Raw genomic sequence first — 14,925 nt, forward strand, 5'->3', positions numbered from 1 at the left:
TGGTCAGTTGTACGGCCCGGCGTTACCTTCCCGCGCATGAGCGATGCACCGGCACCCGTACCCTCCGAGCACCTCCATGTCGCCATGCCGCCCGTCCACGAGACCGTCGACGAGGAGCGGACGTACCGCAAGCGGAGACTCGCGGGCGCACTCAGACTCTTCGGACAGTTCGGGTACGAGGAGGGCGTCTCCGGTCATGTGACCGCCCGGGACCCCGAGTACGCCGACTGTTTCTGGGTGAACCCCTTCGGCGCGCCCTTCGCCGAGCTGACCGCGAGCGACCTGGTCCTGGTCAACGGGGACGGGCAGGTGGTGCTGGGCAGGGCACCGGTGAACCAGGCGGCCTTCGCCGTCCACGCCCAGGTGCACCGGGCCCGGCCGGACGTCGTCGCCGTCGCGCACAGCCACTCCACCTACGGGCGGGCGCTGGCGGCGCTCGGCGAGCTGATCGAGCCGATCACCCAGGAGGCCTGCGGGTTCTATCAGGACCACGCGCTCTACGACGCGTACACCGGCGTCACCGTCGACCCGGAGGAGGGGCGGCGGATCGCCACCGCCCTCGGCCCGTACAAGGCGATCGTGCTCCGCAATCACGGGCTGCTGACCGTCGGGACCTCGGTCGACGCGGCCGCGTGGTGGTTCATCGCCATGGAACGGTGCGCCCGGGTGCAGCTGACCGCGCGGGCCGCGGGGAAGCCGGTGCCGATCGGGCACAGGGACGCGGTCGCCACCCGCGAGCAGCTCGGCACCGACCTCGCCGCCTGGATCAACTACCAGCCGCTGTGGCGCCGAATCAGCCGCGCCGAGCCCGGACTGCTGTCGTAGAAGGTGGCCTAACTGTCCTTAACTGTCTTTAACTGTCCTTACGTCAATGTGATGACGGTTCAATCACTCTCGCGCGGGGCGCACGGAGCAGGCCGGAGGCTCTCGGGTGCGACACAATTCCCAGTACTCAACGGTCAGTTGACGGGTAGATCGGGAAGTGGGCGCCGTGGCGGTGCAAGAGGCGAGACAGTGCGGTGACCACGCGGGATGCGCGGAGGGCGGGCGCGCGGGTCACCGGCGAGCGGTCGCCGCCTTCCTCGCCCGACGGGACGAGCTGGCGGCGGGCCAGGGTGTGCCCGCGGCCGTCGCCCACTCGCCGGGTGCCTCGCGGCAGTGGGTCTCCGACGCGCTCGCCCAGTCCGCGCGCGCGGTCGCGGCGCGCGGCCGCGCGGCGGGCGACGCCTGGCTCCGCCGGGTCCGGTACGCGACGCTCGGCGCCGTCTGGGGCGGGATCCTCGCCCTGCTCCTCGGTCAGGCGCTCACGGCGCTCGGCACCGGATGGACCGGATCGCGCACGGCCGGACTCGTTGCCGCGCTCGTCCTCGCCGTCCCGCTCACCCTCGCCGCGCACGCCCATCGCGCCCGCGGCGGCGTCCTCGCCCCGCTGATCGGGGAGGACAACCGGCTCTCCACCTCCCGCGCGGTAGCCGCCTGCTGGCTGCTCTTCGCCGTCTACACCGTGCTCTTCCTCGCGCTGCGCCTGGTCACCGGCGCCGAACGGGTCGGCCTCGGCATCCGCCAGGGCGCAGGGCTGCTGACCGTCTTCGCGCTGACGGCGGCGGTCGCCGTCGCCGCCCGCCGGATCGTGTGGGCCCGCGTCGTGGGGCAGCGGCTGCAGAAGGTCCGGGCCGACCGGCCCCGCGCCGCCGATCTGCTCTGCGACGACAACGGCCGCGCCTGCCTCACCGACGTCGCCCACGTCCTGGTCTCCGGCGCTGTCCTCGTCGTCGCCGCCGTGCGGCTGGGGCGCGCGCCCGACCGGCTGCCCGAGGTGCCGTGGTCCCTCGTACTCCTCGTCGCCGTGGCGGCGGCCGCGTACCTCGCGGCCAAGTTCACGGAGGGCGGCAGGCCCGCGATCCTCTCCGTCGTCCGGTCCCGCGAGGCGGGCGACCTGGACGCCGCGATCCGCATCGGCGACGACATCGAGATCCGGGGGACCGGTTTCGTCCCGGCCGGGGCCTCGGCACCTGACCCGTTGACCCGATTGGTCGTGCGCGTCGGTCCGGTTCACGCGCACGTCCCCCTGGTCCCCGTCCCGGGCGGCTTCGCCAACCCCACGGACACGGTCCTGACCGTTCCGCTGCCGGTCGACGTGGAGCCGGGACGGGTCGAGGTGTCGGTGGTGACGGCCTCCGGTGTGGAGACCAACCGGGTCACGATCGACGTCGTCGACTGAACCATCCGCGTGTCCTCCACGTATCCACGGGGAGGGGGTCCGGGGACAATCGATTCCGCGGACAGTGGCGTGGAGAGGCAGGCCGACGATGGCACAGCACGGCAATGGAACGTCCGGGACGCCCGGGGGTTCCGGCCCGACCGGCTCGACGGGCTCGACCCGTCCGTACGGAGCGCCGGGCGGTGGCCATGGCGGGCGCGGGGGTCACGGCGGTCACGGCGGGTCCGGCCGGTCCGGCGGGCTCACAGCCTGGAAGGCGGCCGCCTCGCACTACGCGCTGCTGCCGCTGCGCATCTTCCTCGGCGTCACCTTCGTCTACGCCGGGCTCGACAAGCTCACCGACTCCGCCTTCATGTCCGACACCGGCAGCGGGTCCATCGGCGAGATGATGCGCGGCGTCCGGGACACCTCGGCCATCCCCGCCCTCGTCGACCTGGCGCTCAAGAGCCCCGTCGGCTTCGGCTACGCCATCGCCTTCGGTGAACTGGCCGTCGGCATCGGCACCCTGGTGGGCCTGTTCGCCCGGGTGGCCGCGCTCGGCGGGGCGCTGATCTCCCTGAGCCTGTGGCTGACGGTGAGCTGGCAGGTCGACCCGTACTACTACGGTAACGACCTCGCCTATCTCATGTCCTGGCTCCCGCTCGTGCTCGCCGGCGCCGCGTACTTCTCGCTCGACGCCGTTCTCGCCGAGCGGCGGCGGCGCACACCGTAGGCGATCCAGGTCGCCACGGCGGCCAGGGCCAGGCCGCCGAAGAGGATCGGGATCACTTCGTACCAGGGCGTCTCCCAGGCTTCCGCGGCGTCCCCCGCGTACAGCACGGCGAGGCCGAGGGCGGTCGCGCCGACGATCAGCCGGCCGGGCCGGAACTCATGAAGCAGCACGGATGACCTCCACCTGTCCGAGACCGACCTCCAGCGAGAGGTCGACCGTTCCCCCGGGCGTGGTGCCTTCGACGGGGGGCAGCGTCCGGCGCTCGTCGCGGTCGGGCGCGATGTCGATGTCCTCGGGGCGCTGCTGCGGCAGCTGCAGATCGCCCAGACCCACCTGGGCCCGCAGCTTCACCGTGACGTTCTTCGGCACGATCACCTCCAGCTTGCCGGCGCCGACCTCGGCCTCGGTGTCGACCGTCGTACCCGCCGGGACGGCGAGCCGTGACAGATCGAGCGTGCCGACGCCGGTGCCCAGTTCGTACCGGGGCTCCACGGTGGCGACCGACGCGGGTCGCCAGGTCGTACGGACCCACTCCGTGGAGATCTCCTTGGGCAGCGCCGCCGCCACCGCGAGCAGGCCCGCGGTGACCACGGTCAGGAAGAGCGTGCCGAACCCGGTCCGGCCGAGGAAGCTGCTGATCACCAGACCGAGACCGAACACCCCCAGGGCGGCGACCAGTCCGATCTGCAGGCTCGTGCCGAACGGATGCGTCTCCCAGGACAGCCCCGTGCCGAGTCCGCCCGCGAGCAGCGCGAGGAGGAAGACCAGGCCGCCGATGGAGCGCGGCCCGCGCCCGACCGCCGACGCCTCCGGCCGACGCCCGGCCGCCGGGCCGTCCGAGCCCCACTGGCTGCCGGGCACCGGGATCTCCCCGTTCCGGAGACGGCCGTCCGGTCCCGCGCCGTGCGGGCCCCAGAGGTAGCCGATGGCGACCTTGCCCGTCGAGCCGTCCTTGACGATGGGGTCCTTCCACCAGGAGGGGAACTCCACGAGCGGGGGTGCCTTCGTCTCGGGCGGTGCCTCCGCGACCGCGGCCGCCGTCGCCGCGTCCATGCGGCTCTCGGTGTCGCCCGCGGTGGCCTGCACCCGCCGCCGGGACCAGACCGCCGCGCCGCACACCGCTATCGACAGCATCATCGCGAACGCGAGCATTCCGCCGTTGCGCAGCATCGACAGGAAGACACCGCATCCCACCAGGGCCATCAGCACGGCCGCGAGCGCGGCCCCGTCGACCCGGCCCGAGAGCAGTCTGCGGCCCTCGTTCTCCTCCTCGCCCGAGAGCGGCAGGAGCAGCCACGCGAAGCCGTAGAAGATCAGTCCGAAACCGCCGGTCACGGCCAGCACGCCGATCGCGATACGGAAGATCACCGGATCGAGGTCGAAGTGCCGGCCGAGGCCACCGCACACACCGGCCACGACCCGGTGCTGCCGCGAGCGGCGCAGGGGCGCGGCAGGGGGAGCCTCCGCCGGCGGCGGGGCCTCGTGCGAAGAAGGCGTCGAACTCGTCATGCGTCCATGGTGACGGCCGCCGTCCCGCCGCGGCACCGGGGCCGACCCTGGCCCGACCCTGATATTCCGGGGGCGGTCCACCCCGAGAAGTTCCCAGGGGCCGCTTCCTAGGGGCGATCTCAGGGATCGACCCTGATGTACCCGCCCGGCCGCACGTGTGACGATCGGTGCATGCCAGCAGCCGCCCAAGCCACCGAGACCGACGAACCGCCCGTGCGCAAGCTCTACCGCAGCGCCGACGGACGGTGGCTCGGCGGTGTCGCGCGCGGCCTCGCGGGTCATCTCGGACTGCCCGTGGTCTGGGTCCGCGTCCTGTTCGCGGCCCTGCTTCTCGCGGACGGTCTGGGCGCTCTCCTGTACGCGGTGTTCTGGATCGTCGTCCCGCTCGGTGTCGGCGGCCGGAGCGCGCCCCGCCCCGTCTTCGAGACCACCGCCGACGGAAGACGCCGGCTGCGCAAGCCGGACCGGGGCCAGGTCTTCGCCCTGATCGCGCTGGGGATCGGCGCCGCGGTCTTCGCGGGCAACATCAACTGGGGCAATCAGACAGACCGCTATGTCTGGCCCACGCTCCTCATCGGCGTCGGCGTCGTCCTCGTCTGGCGGCAGGCGGACAACGCCCGCCGCGCGAGCTGGACCGAGCCGGGCCGCCGCCGGCGCACCCTCCAACTGGCCCGCGGGTTCGCGGGCGTCGCCCTCGTCGGCATGGGTCTGACGGTCTTCATGGTGGTCCGGGGATCCGCCGCCCAGCTGGGCACGGCGCTCACCGCCGCGATAGCCGTGCTCACCGGCATCGCGCTGCTCGCCGGTCCGTGGCTGGTGCGGATGTCGCAGGACCTCTCCGAGGAGCGGACCATGCGCATCCGCGCGCAGGAGCGCGCCGAGGTCGCGGCCCATGTCCACGACTCCGTCCTGCACACGCTCACGCTGATCCAGCGCAACGCGGACGAGCCGGGGGAGGTGCGCCGGCTGGCCCGGGCGCAGGAGCGGGAGCTGCGGAACTGGCTGTACAAGCCGGAGGGCACGGGCAAGGACGAGAGCGAGGAGCCCGAGACGCTCGCCGAGGCCGTGAAGCGGGCGGCCGCCGAGGTCGAGGACAAGCACGGCGTCCCGCTGGAGGTCGTGGTCGTGGGCGACTGCCCGCTCGACGAGAAACTGGCCGCACAGATGCAGGCCGCGCGCGAGGCGATGGTCAACGCCGCCAAGTACGGTGGCGAGGGAGGGGCGGTGCAGGTCTACGCGGAGGTCGAGGGCCGTACGGTGTTCGTCTCCGTGCGGGACCGCGGCCCCGGCTTCGACCTCGACGCGGTGCCCGCCGACCGGATGGGCGTACGAGAATCGATCATCGGCCGGATGCAGCGCAACGGCGGTTCGGCCCGGTTGCGGTCCGTGCCGGACGGGGGCACCGAAGTGGAGCTTGAGATGGAGAGGGCGGACGGATGAGCGACGAGACCGGGACCGGGACGACGGCGGCACCGACCACGGAGCGTCGGGTGCGGGTCGTGCTCGTCGACGACCACCGGATGTTCCGCACGGGCGTGCAGGCCGAGATCGGCCGGACGGACGTCACGGGCGTCGAGGTCGTCGGTGAGGCCGCCGATGTCGACCAGGCGGTCACGGTGATCACCGCGACCCGCCCCGAGGTCGTCCTGCTCGACGTGCACCTGCCGGGCGGTGGCGGGGTGGAGGTGCTGCGCCGCTGCGCGAACCTGATGACGGCGCCCGAGAACCCGGTGCGGTTCCTGGCCCTGTCGGTCTCGGACGCCGCGGAGGACGTGATCGGGGTGATCCGGGGCGGCGCCCGCGGCTATGTCACCAAGACGATCACGGGCACCGATCTGGTCGACTCGATCTTCCGGGTCCAGGAGGGCGACGCCGTGTTCTCGCCCCGGCTGGCGGGCTTCGTGCTGGACGCCTTCGCCTCCACCGACGCCCCGCCGGTGGACGAGGACCTCGACCGGCTCACCCAGCGCGAGCGCGAGGTGCTCCGGCTGATCGCCCGTGGATACGCGTACAAGGAGATCGCCAAGCAGCTCTACATCTCGGTGAAGACGGTCGAGTCGCATGTCTCGGCGGTGCTGCGCAAGCTGCAGCTGTCCAACCGGCACGAGCTGACCCGCTGGGCGACGGCCCGCCGGCTGGTCTGAGCCGCGGGCCGCGCGCGCCCTCACGACACGCGCGTCGCTCCCGCGAAGGGCATCTCGTCGATCGGCGCGACCCGCACCGGCGCGCCAGGGCGGGGCGCGTGGATCATCTGTCCGCCGCCGATGTAGAGCCCGACATGGCTGATCCCCGAGTAGAAGAACACCAGGTCGCCCGGGGCCAGTTCGGAGCGGGAGACCCGCTGCCCGGCGTTGATCTGCGTGTACGTCGTCCGGGGCAGCGCCACCCCGGCCGAGCGCCAGGCGGCCTGCGTCAGCCCCGAGCAGTCGTACGCCGACGGCCCCGTCGCGCCCCACACGTACGGCTTGCCGATCTGGGCCCGGGCGAAGGAGATCGCCTGTGCGGCGCGGCTGCTCGGCGCCGTGACCGGACCGCGCGCCCCCGAGGCCCGGTCCGCCCGGCTGCCCGACGTCCCCGTGGAGGAGCCGCCGGTGTCACCCCGCCCGGACCCGGCCGCCACCGCCTCGTACCGCGCCCGCTCCTCGGCGGTCAGCCGGGCCAGCAGCGAGCGCGCCTCGCCGAGCTTGCCCTGCACGGCCGCCTTCTGGCGCCGCAGATCGGCCTCGTGCCCGCGCAGCTGGGTCAGTCGCTCGTCCGACTCGGCCCGCACCTGTCTGATCCCGGCGAGCTCCCGCCGCACCGAGGCGACGGTCGCCGCCTGCCGCTGACCGGCCTTCTCGGCCAGCGCGGCGCGCTCCAGATACTGCTCGGGGTCGGAGGTGAGCGCGAGCTGCACGGCGGGGTCGAGGCCGCCGGAACGGTACTGGGCGGCGGCGACCGAACCGAGCCCGTTGCGCGCGGTGTTGAGCCGGTCGGTCCTCCGGGCGGCCTCGTCTCGCAGCCGGTCGAGCGCGTCCCGCGCCGCGTCCGCCTTCTCCTTCGCGCCGTTGTACCTCTCGGTGGCCACCTCGGCCTCCTGGTACAGCCGGTCGACCTTCGCCTTGACCTGGGCGGCGGTGAGCCGGGGCTCGGCGTGCCCGGACCCCTCGAAGACGGTCGCCGTCGCCGCGGAGGCGAGGGCGAGCGTGGCGGCGGTCCTTACCGCCTGGCCACCGAGGGGGGAGTTCCTGGGCTTCCGGTGCGATGCCACGAGGGCGGGTCACATCCTCTCCCTGTGGGGGTCGATGCCCACCGGGTCCGGCGATGGACCGCACAGGGGAGACGGCCCACCGCCGGATTCTCGGCGGGGGCGGCCGGCTGCCGCCGGAGGACCGGCGGTGGTGGGAAGCCGGCCACCTGGGGGAGGACGCTAAACCTGCCCGTCACGGGGCGGCGGGGCCTTGACCGTTATTGGCGCCAGTTGTCCCTTCGGGACCGTTCCTCTCCGGCCGCGGCGACAGGTGGGCGGCGCATTCCGGCGCGGGCATGACCGAAGGGCCGGACAAGCTGCACCCGGCCGAACGAGGGTGCTAAGGCCCCGGTTAGGCTCCGCCCCATGGACGTACTCATCAATGTCTTCGTCGCCCTGCACATCATCGGAATCGCCTCGCTGCTCGGCGGATTCCTCACCCAGATGAAGGCGATGGGCGCGGGTACGGCCCGCTTCACGCCCGCCATGCTCCACGGCGCGCTCACCATGTTGGTCACCGGCATCGCCCTGGTCGGCCTCAATCAGGCGGACGACCAGAGCGTCAACAACGTGAAGATCGGCATCAAGATGGCGGTGCTCGTCGTCATCCTCGCCCTCGTCTATGTGAAGCGGGACGAGGAGACGGTCGACAAGGGCCTCTTCGGCGCCGTCGGCGGCCTCACGGTCGCGAACATCTTCATCGCGACCCTCTGGACCTGACGGAACCGGCTCAGGCCGGGCGGACGCCGCCGTAGATCGGCATGTAGTAGATCGACTCCTCGCGGACGTTCGCGCCCGGCTTCGGTGCGTGGATCATCTTGCCGCCGCCGATGTAGAGACCGACGTGGCTGATGTCGTCGTAGAAGAAGACGAGGTCCCCGGGGAGCAGATCGGCCGTCGCGACCCGGGTGCCCACCTCCACCTGGTCCCAGGTGGTACGGGGCAGGTCGACGCCGGCCGCCTTCCAGGCGCCCTGGGTGAGCCCCGAGCAGTCGTACGAGCTCGGACCGGTCGCGCCCCACACGTACGGCTTGCCGATCTGGGCGCGGGCGAAGGCCATCGCCTTCTCCGCCTTCGCCGCGTACGTCGAGCCGGCCGAGCCACCGGTCGATCCGCCGGGCGCCGGCTGCGTGGGCTGCTGCTCCTTCGCCGCCTCCTCCTGCCTGCGCCGCTCGGCCTCCTCCGCCGCCGCCCTTGCCTCGGCCTCGGCCTTGGCCCGCGCCTCCGCCTTGCGCCGCGCCTCCGCCTCCCGCTTGCGCTCCAGCTCCGCGAGCCGCGCCTTCTCCTCGGCCGTCAGCCGGGCCAGCAGTGTCCGCGCCTCGCCCAGCTTCCGCTGGACGGTCTGCTTGGTCGTACGGAGCGTCGCCTGCGACTCGGTGAGGGTCTCCAGGCTCTTCGTCGCCTTCGCGCGCTGCTTCGCCGCCTCGACGCGCTTGCCCTCGTACTCGTCCACCGCGCTGCGCTGGCGCTCGGTGAGCCGGTCCATGAGGTGGGTCTGGTCGAAGTAAGACTGCGGGCTGTCCGCGAAGATCAGCGCGGCGGTCGGGCCGACGGCCCCCGCCCGGTACTGCGCTGCCGCGTACGAGCCGAGTGCCCGCCGCGACTCGTTGATCTCCTGCGTCCGCTTCGCCACGTCGTCCAGGAGCCCGTCGACCTTGCGACGCTGCTGGTCGGTGGCCTCCTTGGCCCGGTTGTACTCCTGCGTCGCCGTGCCGGCCTGCCGGTAGAGGTCGTCGACCTTCTTCTGGATCTCCTCCACCGTCGGCTTCGACGGGGCGGCGGGTGTCGCCTGGGCGCTCTGCGTGGTCAGCAGCGTGACCCCGGCGAGTGCGGCCGTCGTGACCCCGACGGCGGGGGAGTGCGAACGGTTGCTGCGCGGCTTGCGATGGGACGCCAAGACCGGCATCTCCTTCCGTGGCCGCCGAGGGGAACGACCGGCGACAACTGCCGTGGGGCAGGGCCGGTTTCGGCGTGAGCGGCCCGCTCGGCGCGTTTCGCCGTCGGAGCGGACGGGCTGCCTGGGCGAGCACGCTAGCCAACCGGTGAGGGTGCTGTGAAGGCCGATGTTCGATATGCCCGATACATTTCCGTGACCTGAAGCGGACTGTCACCCTCCGTGATATTTCTGTCACTTCGGGAGGTGGGGACTCGCTGTCGGTGCGGCGGCCTAGACTCGTTAGGCGATGAGCAGCCTCTTTGACGACAGCTTCCTGGCGAGCCTCCAGAACCACTCCTCGGAGGAGCCCCCGCCCCCGCCCGAGGACGACGAGCACCACGCCCACGGCGCCCCGGCCGCGGACGAGGTCCCGCACGACCTCTTCGAGGGGCGCTTCGACGCGCCTCCGGCCCGGGACGGGTACTACCGCGACGGAGCCGCCCGCCCCGTCGTGGACCCCGCCGCGCTCCTGGACGGGCTGAACGAACAGCAGCGCGCCGCCGTCGTCCACACCGACACCCCGCTGCTCATCGTCGCGGGCGCCGGCTCCGGCAAGACCCGGGTGCTCACCCACCGCATCGCCCACCTCCTGGGCACCCGGCACGTCCACCCCGGCCAGATACTGGCGATCACCTTCACCAACAAGGCCGCCGGTGAGATGAAGGAGCGCGTCGAGCACCTCGTCGGCCCGCGCGCCAACGCCATGTGGGTCATGACGTTCCACAGCGCCTGCGTCCGCATCCTGCGCCGCGAGAGCAAGAAGCTCGGCTTCACGTCCTCCTTCTCGATCTACGACGCCGCCGACTCCAAGCGCCTGATGGCGCTGGTCTGCCGCGACCTGGACCTCGACCCGAAGAAGTTCCCGCCGAAGTCCTTCAGCGCCAAGATCTCGAACCTGAAGAACGAGCTGATCGACGAGGAGACCTTCGCCGACCAGGCCGTCGACGGCTTCGAGAAGACGCTCGCCGAGGCGTACCGGATGTACCAGGCACGGCTGCGCGAGGCCAACGCCCTGGACTTCGACGACATCATCATGACGACGGTCCACCTGCTCCAGGCGTTCCCGGACGTCGCCGAGCACTACCGCCGCCGCTTCCGCCACGTCCTCGTCGACGAGTACCAGGACACCAACCACGCCCAGTACACCCTCGTACGAGAGCTCGTCGGCACCGGTTACGAGGACCTGGACCCGGCGGAGCTGTGCGTCGTCGGTGACGCGGACCAGTCGATCTACGCCTTCCGCGGCGCGACCATCCGCAACATCCTCCAGTTCGAGGAGGACTACCCGAACGCGACGACGATCCTGCTCGAGCAGAACTACCGCTCCACGCAGACGATCCTCTCCGCCGCCAACGCCGTCATCGAGCGCAACGAGTCCCGCCGCCCCAAGAACCTGTGGACCAACGCGGGCGCCGGGGCGCAGATCACCGGCTATGTCGCCGACACCGAGCACGACGAGGCCCAGTTCGTCGCCGACGAGATCGACCGGCTCACGGACGCGGGCGACGCAAAGGCCGGCGACGTCGCCGTCTTCTACCGGACCAACGCCCAGTCCCGGGTCTTCGAAGAGATCTTCATCCGCGTCGGCCTGCCCTACAAGGTCGTCGGCGGCGTGCGCTTCTACGAGCGCAAGGAGGTCCGCGACGTCCTCGCCTACCTGCGCGTCCTCGCCAACCCCGAGGACAACGTCCCGCTGCGCCGCATTCTGAACGTGCCCAAGCGCGGTATCGGCGAGCGCGCCGAGGCGATGATCGACGCCCTCTCCCTCCGGGAGAAGATCACCTTCCCGCAGGCGCTGAAGCGGGTCGACGAGGCGTACGGCATGGCGGCGCGGTCCGCGAACGCGGTGAAGCGCTTCAACGCCCTCATGGAGGAGCTGCGCACGGTCGTCGACTCCGGCGCCGGCCCCGCCGTCGTCCTCGAAGCCGTCCTGGAGCGGACCGGATACCTCGCCGAGCTGCAGGCCTCCACCGACCCGCAGGACGAGACCCGGATCGAGAACCTCCAGGAACTGGCGGCCGTGGCCCTGGAGTTCGAGCAGGAGCAGGGCGAGGAGGGGACCGGCACCCTGGCCGAGTTCCTGGAGAAGGTCGCGCTCGTCGCCGACTCCGACCAGATCCCCGACGAGGACGAGGAGGGCTCCGGCGTCATCACGCTGATGACGCTGCACACCGCCAAGGGCCTCGAATTCCCGGTGGTGTTCCTGACCGGCATGGAGGACGGCGTCTTCCCGCACATGCGCGCGCTCGGCCAGGCCAAGGAGCTCGAGGAGGAGCGGCGCCTCGCGTACGTGGGCATCACCCGCGCCCGCGAGCGGCTGTATCTGACCCGCTCCTCGATGCGCAGCGCGTGGGGCCAGCCCTCGTACAACCCGGCCTCGCGCTTCCTGGAGGAGATCCCGGCGACGTATCTGGAGTGGAAGCGGACCGGTCCCATGGTCAAGCCCGCCGGGCCGACCTCGGGGATCACCTCCTCGCTCTCCTCCTCCCGCGCGCGCTCGGGCCCCTCGGGCTTCGCCACCCGCCGGACCACCGACAAGCCGGTGATCACGCTCCAGGTCGGCGACCGGGTCACGCACGACCAGTTCGGCCTCGGCACGGTCATGCAGGTGACGGGCGCGGGAGCCGACGCGCAGGCGACGATCGACTTCGGTGACGAGAAGCCCAAGAGGCTGCTGCTGCGGTACGCGCCGGTCGAGAAGCTGTAGCGGTACGTACGCGAGAGGGGCCCCGGCTTCGGCCGGGGCCCCTCTCGCGTACGTCCGTACGGAATCGTCAGCCGGTCGGGTTGAGGCCGTGACTGCGCAGCCATGCCTCCGGGTCGATCGCGGCCCCGCCACCCGGCCGGACCTCGAAGTGGAGGTGCGGACCGGTGGAGTTGCCCGAGTTGCCGGAGTACGCGATGACGTCGCCGGCCTTGACCTTGCCCGAGCGGATCTTGGTGCTGCTCAGGTGGCAGTACCAGGTCTCGGTGCCGTCCGGGGCGGTCACGATCGCCATATTGCCGTAGGCGCTGTTCCACTGGGTGCGGACGGTGCCGTCGGTCGCGGCCATCACCTTCGTGCCGTACTGCACGGGGAAGTCGATGCCGGTGTGCACGGACATCCAGTTGACGCCCGCCTGGCCGTAGCTCGCGCTGAGCTGGTGCAGCTTCACCGGGAGCGCGAACTTGGGGCGCATCGCCTCCTTGCGGGCCGCCTCCTCCTCGCGCTTCTTCTTCTCCGCCTCCTGGCGCGCCTTGAGGTCGATGCGCTCCTGGGTGCGGCTGGCGCGGTCGCCGAAGTCGCGGGCGTCGGCGCTGAGCGCCGCGAGCTGGGTGTCGAGCTTGTTGTTGGCGGCGACCGGCTTGACCGAGGAGGGATCGGCGGCGGCGAGCGCCGTCGTGTCGTCCTTCTTGTCGGCGCCCGGGTCCGTGAGCCCGCCGACGGAGGCGGCGGCGATCCCGGCAACGCCCATGACGCAGGCGGAGGGAACGGCGACGGTCAGGAGCGCGGAGCGCTTGGCGGGCGTACGGCGACGGCCTCGGCTGCCACCGGAGGAGCGGCGCACAGGGCGGCCGACGGGGGCGGCGGCGGGTTCCGGGACGGCCGGAGACTCGTCGAGGAGCTCGGCGGCCGGTTCCCCGGACTCCGCGGGGGGCTCGTAGTCGTACTCGTACGTGTCCTCGTAGGGCGCTTCGTACGGAGCCTCGTAGGGCTGCTCGTTCGTGTCCTCGTACGGGGTTTCGTATGTGTCCGTCTGCTCGGCCTGCGGCTCGGGCGCGGGGACGAACTCGTACTCAGGGGTGTACTGCTGCGGAACCACGGGCTCGGCGACCAGGACGTCCTGCTGCGGCGCGGCGTAGTTCCAGGCCGTGGCGTCGTACGTACCCGTCTCGAAGGCGGGGGTCGTCCACTGGCCGGTGGTGTCGTACGAGGCGAAGTGCGCGGTCTCGTACTGACCCGTCTGCTGGGCCTCGTTCCAGGCGGAGGCGTCCCACTGTCCGGTGGTGTCGTACTGGACGCCGGTGCCGTACTGCCCGGTCGTGTCGTACTGACCGGTGGTCTCGTACGCGCCGGTCTCCCACTGGTGGCTGCCGCTCCACTGCGTGGTGTCGTACTGACCGCTGTGACCGGCGTCGTAGCCGCCCGGGAGGGCGCCGAAGAGCGGGTCCGTGGCGAAGCTGCCGGTGCTGTGGGCGTCGTCTCCGACGTACCCGGCGTGGGGGTGCTGGTCGTTCACCAACTTCTCTCTCGCCTCGGCGGCAGGACCAGTCCGGGGCGGGCCCGTCGAGGGTGTCCCGGGGTAAAGCAGTGGCGCGACTGTACCCGGCGGTATACGCGACCGACAATCTTCCTAGGGTTTTGGTTCCACAGGAAACGGGCAATCGGCCGTGTTTCGGCGGCCCCGGGACAGAGCTTTGGCTTGTGTTCGAGGAACGTTCGAAGAACAGACACCTTCTGATGGGGCGTCAGACGTCCTGACGTCATGCCGGGGCGCCGGGCCGGTTCAGGCTACGGACGCGGCCCCCGGTTCGGCTTCCGGTGCGGTGTCGGGCTCGTCGATGTCCAGCGCCTCGCAGATCCCCGCCGCGACGGCCGGATGCACCGGCAGGGCGAGATGGCCGATCCCGCTGACCTGAACGTTGTGCACCCGTAGATCGGGGTGGTCGAGGCGCGCCGTCTCCACCGGGACCATCACCTGGTCCAGATCGCTCCAGAAGCTGACGCAGCGCGTCCGGCACCCCTGCGCGGGCTCGGCGAGTTCCTGCAGGACGTCGGAGCCGGGGCGCATCTGGCGGACCAGGGGGTGGGCGCCCGCCCACGGGACGGCGGTCGTCCCGGAGTGCGGGGTGCCGAGCATGACCAGCGTGCGCACCCGCGCGTCACCGCCCAGGCGCTGTACGTAATAACGGGCGATGAGCCCGCCCAGGCTGTGCCCGACGATGTCCACCTCGTGGTGGCCGGTGCGGGTGCAGACCTCCTCGACATGGCGGCCGAGGAGCTCGGCGGCGGCGCGCAGGTCGCAGGTGAGCGGAGAGTAGTTGAAAGACTCGACCGGGTGACGGCCGTGCCGGACCAGGGAGCGGCGCAGCAGGACGAAGACGCTGCGGTTGTCCACGAAGCCGTGGAGGAGGACCACGGGGCGCCCCGTCCCGGCGCGGGTCCCCGGCGCGGCGTCGGGGTCGGGGGCGGCCTCGGGGCGCTCGGAGACGATGCCGGAGGGGTAGAGGAGCAGATGGCCGGTGAGGATCGCCAGCTCGAGGGCGTTGGCCTTCAGTGCAGTGGTGACCTTGGTGAGCCGGGTGAGCTCCATCGGCGACCTCCGAGCGGCACGCGG

The 14,925-nt window shown here is 71.8% G+C and carries 13 protein-coding genes; 7 read left to right on the plus strand and 6 right to left on the minus strand.

The genetic code is table 11. The features are described 5' to 3' along the window. The first annotated feature begins 36 nt into the window (after positions 1-36). The 3 genes from ACFY8U_RS11830 (at position 37) to ACFY8U_RS11840 (ending at position 2,933) form a co-directional block, all read left to right on the plus strand. A complete protein-coding gene (locus ACFY8U_RS11830; protein ID WP_389568822.1) occupies positions 37-825 on the plus strand; it encodes a class II aldolase/adducin family protein in 789 nt (262 codons plus the stop codon). A 166-nt stretch (positions 826-991) separates the two neighbouring features. Continuing rightward, positions 992-2,221: a hypothetical protein gene (locus tag ACFY8U_RS11835; protein WP_389568825.1), complete on the plus strand. Its 1,230-nt coding sequence runs from the start codon at positions 992-994 to the stop codon at positions 2,219-2,221. An 88-nt stretch (positions 2,222-2,309) separates the two neighbouring features. Beyond that, the gene (locus ACFY8U_RS11840; protein ID WP_389568828.1) at positions 2,310-2,933 is read left to right on the plus strand and encodes a DoxX family protein; all 624 of its coding nucleotides are present in this window, start codon (positions 2,310-2,312) and stop codon (positions 2,931-2,933) included. Here the strand turns inward: ACFY8U_RS11840 and ACFY8U_RS11845 are convergent. Next, positions 2,840-3,103: a hypothetical protein gene (locus ACFY8U_RS11845; protein ID WP_389568830.1), complete on the minus strand. Its 264-nt coding sequence runs from the start codon at positions 3,101-3,103 to the stop codon at positions 2,840-2,842. The genes ACFY8U_RS11840 and ACFY8U_RS11845 overlap by 94 nt on opposite strands. Beyond that, positions 3,090-4,442, minus strand: coding sequence for a PspC domain-containing protein (locus ACFY8U_RS11850; protein ID WP_389568832.1), 1,353 nt, complete (start codon positions 4,440-4,442; stop codon positions 3,090-3,092). Before ACFY8U_RS11850 ends, ACFY8U_RS11845 begins: the two co-directional genes overlap by 14 nt. Before the next feature lie 171 nt (positions 4,443-4,613). Here ACFY8U_RS11850 and ACFY8U_RS11855 point away from each other — a divergent pair, with 171 nt between their 5' ends. Together ACFY8U_RS11855 and ACFY8U_RS11860 are read left to right on the plus strand one after the other, a co-directional pair. After that, positions 4,614-5,882 carry a PspC domain-containing protein gene (locus ACFY8U_RS11855; RefSeq protein WP_361667695.1) on the plus strand — a complete coding sequence of 423 codons (1,269 nt, stop codon included), beginning with the start codon at positions 4,614-4,616 and terminating at the stop codon, positions 5,880-5,882. Then, positions 5,879-6,586, plus strand: coding sequence for a response regulator transcription factor (locus tag ACFY8U_RS11860; protein WP_361442624.1), 708 nt, complete (start codon positions 5,879-5,881; stop codon positions 6,584-6,586). The genes ACFY8U_RS11855 and ACFY8U_RS11860 overlap by 4 nt, the downstream gene beginning before the upstream one ends. 20 nt (positions 6,587-6,606) lie before the next feature. Here the strand turns inward: ACFY8U_RS11860 and ACFY8U_RS11865 are convergent, their stop codons facing one another. Beyond that, complete coding sequence (locus tag ACFY8U_RS11865) at positions 6,607-7,692, minus strand: NlpC/P60 family protein (protein WP_389568836.1); 1,086 nt, start codon at positions 7,690-7,692, stop codon at positions 6,607-6,609. Positions 7,693-8,037: 345 nt separating this feature from the next. On the opposite strand from ACFY8U_RS11865, the gene ACFY8U_RS11870 reads away from it, so the two are divergent. After that, positions 8,038-8,391 (plus strand): hypothetical protein, encoded by a 354-nt coding sequence (locus ACFY8U_RS11870; RefSeq protein ID WP_389568838.1) that lies wholly within the window; start codon positions 8,038-8,040, stop codon positions 8,389-8,391. A gap of 10 nt (positions 8,392-8,401) precedes the next feature. Here ACFY8U_RS11870 and ACFY8U_RS11875 read toward each other — a convergent pair whose 3' ends face one another. Next, positions 8,402-9,577 (minus strand): NlpC/P60 family protein, encoded by a 1,176-nt coding sequence (locus ACFY8U_RS11875; protein WP_389568840.1) that lies wholly within the window; start codon positions 9,575-9,577, stop codon positions 8,402-8,404. Positions 9,578-9,854: 277 nt separating this feature from the next. Here ACFY8U_RS11875 and pcrA point away from each other — a divergent pair, with 277 nt between their 5' ends. Continuing rightward, the gene (gene pcrA / locus ACFY8U_RS11880) at positions 9,855-12,314 is read left to right on the plus strand and encodes a DNA helicase PcrA (RefSeq protein WP_389568843.1); all 2,460 of its coding nucleotides are present in this window, start codon (positions 9,855-9,857) and stop codon (positions 12,312-12,314) included. Between the two features lie 67 nt (positions 12,315-12,381). Here the strand turns inward: pcrA and ACFY8U_RS11885 are convergent, their stop codons facing one another. After that, positions 12,382-13,827 (minus strand): M23 family metallopeptidase, encoded by a 1,446-nt coding sequence (locus ACFY8U_RS11885; RefSeq protein WP_389568846.1) that lies wholly within the window; start codon positions 13,825-13,827, stop codon positions 12,382-12,384. Positions 13,828-14,094: 267 nt separating this feature from the next. Further along, the gene (locus tag ACFY8U_RS11890; RefSeq protein ID WP_389568849.1) at positions 14,095-14,901 is read right to left on the minus strand and encodes an esterase/lipase family protein; all 807 of its coding nucleotides are present in this window, start codon (positions 14,899-14,901) and stop codon (positions 14,095-14,097) included. Positions 14,902-14,925: the final 24 nt, after the last annotated feature.

The sequence above is a fragment of the Streptomyces sp. NPDC012508 genome (genome assembly GCF_042902595.1).
In the GTDB taxonomy this organism is placed as follows: Bacteria; Actinomycetota; Actinomycetes; order Streptomycetales; family Streptomycetaceae; genus Streptomyces.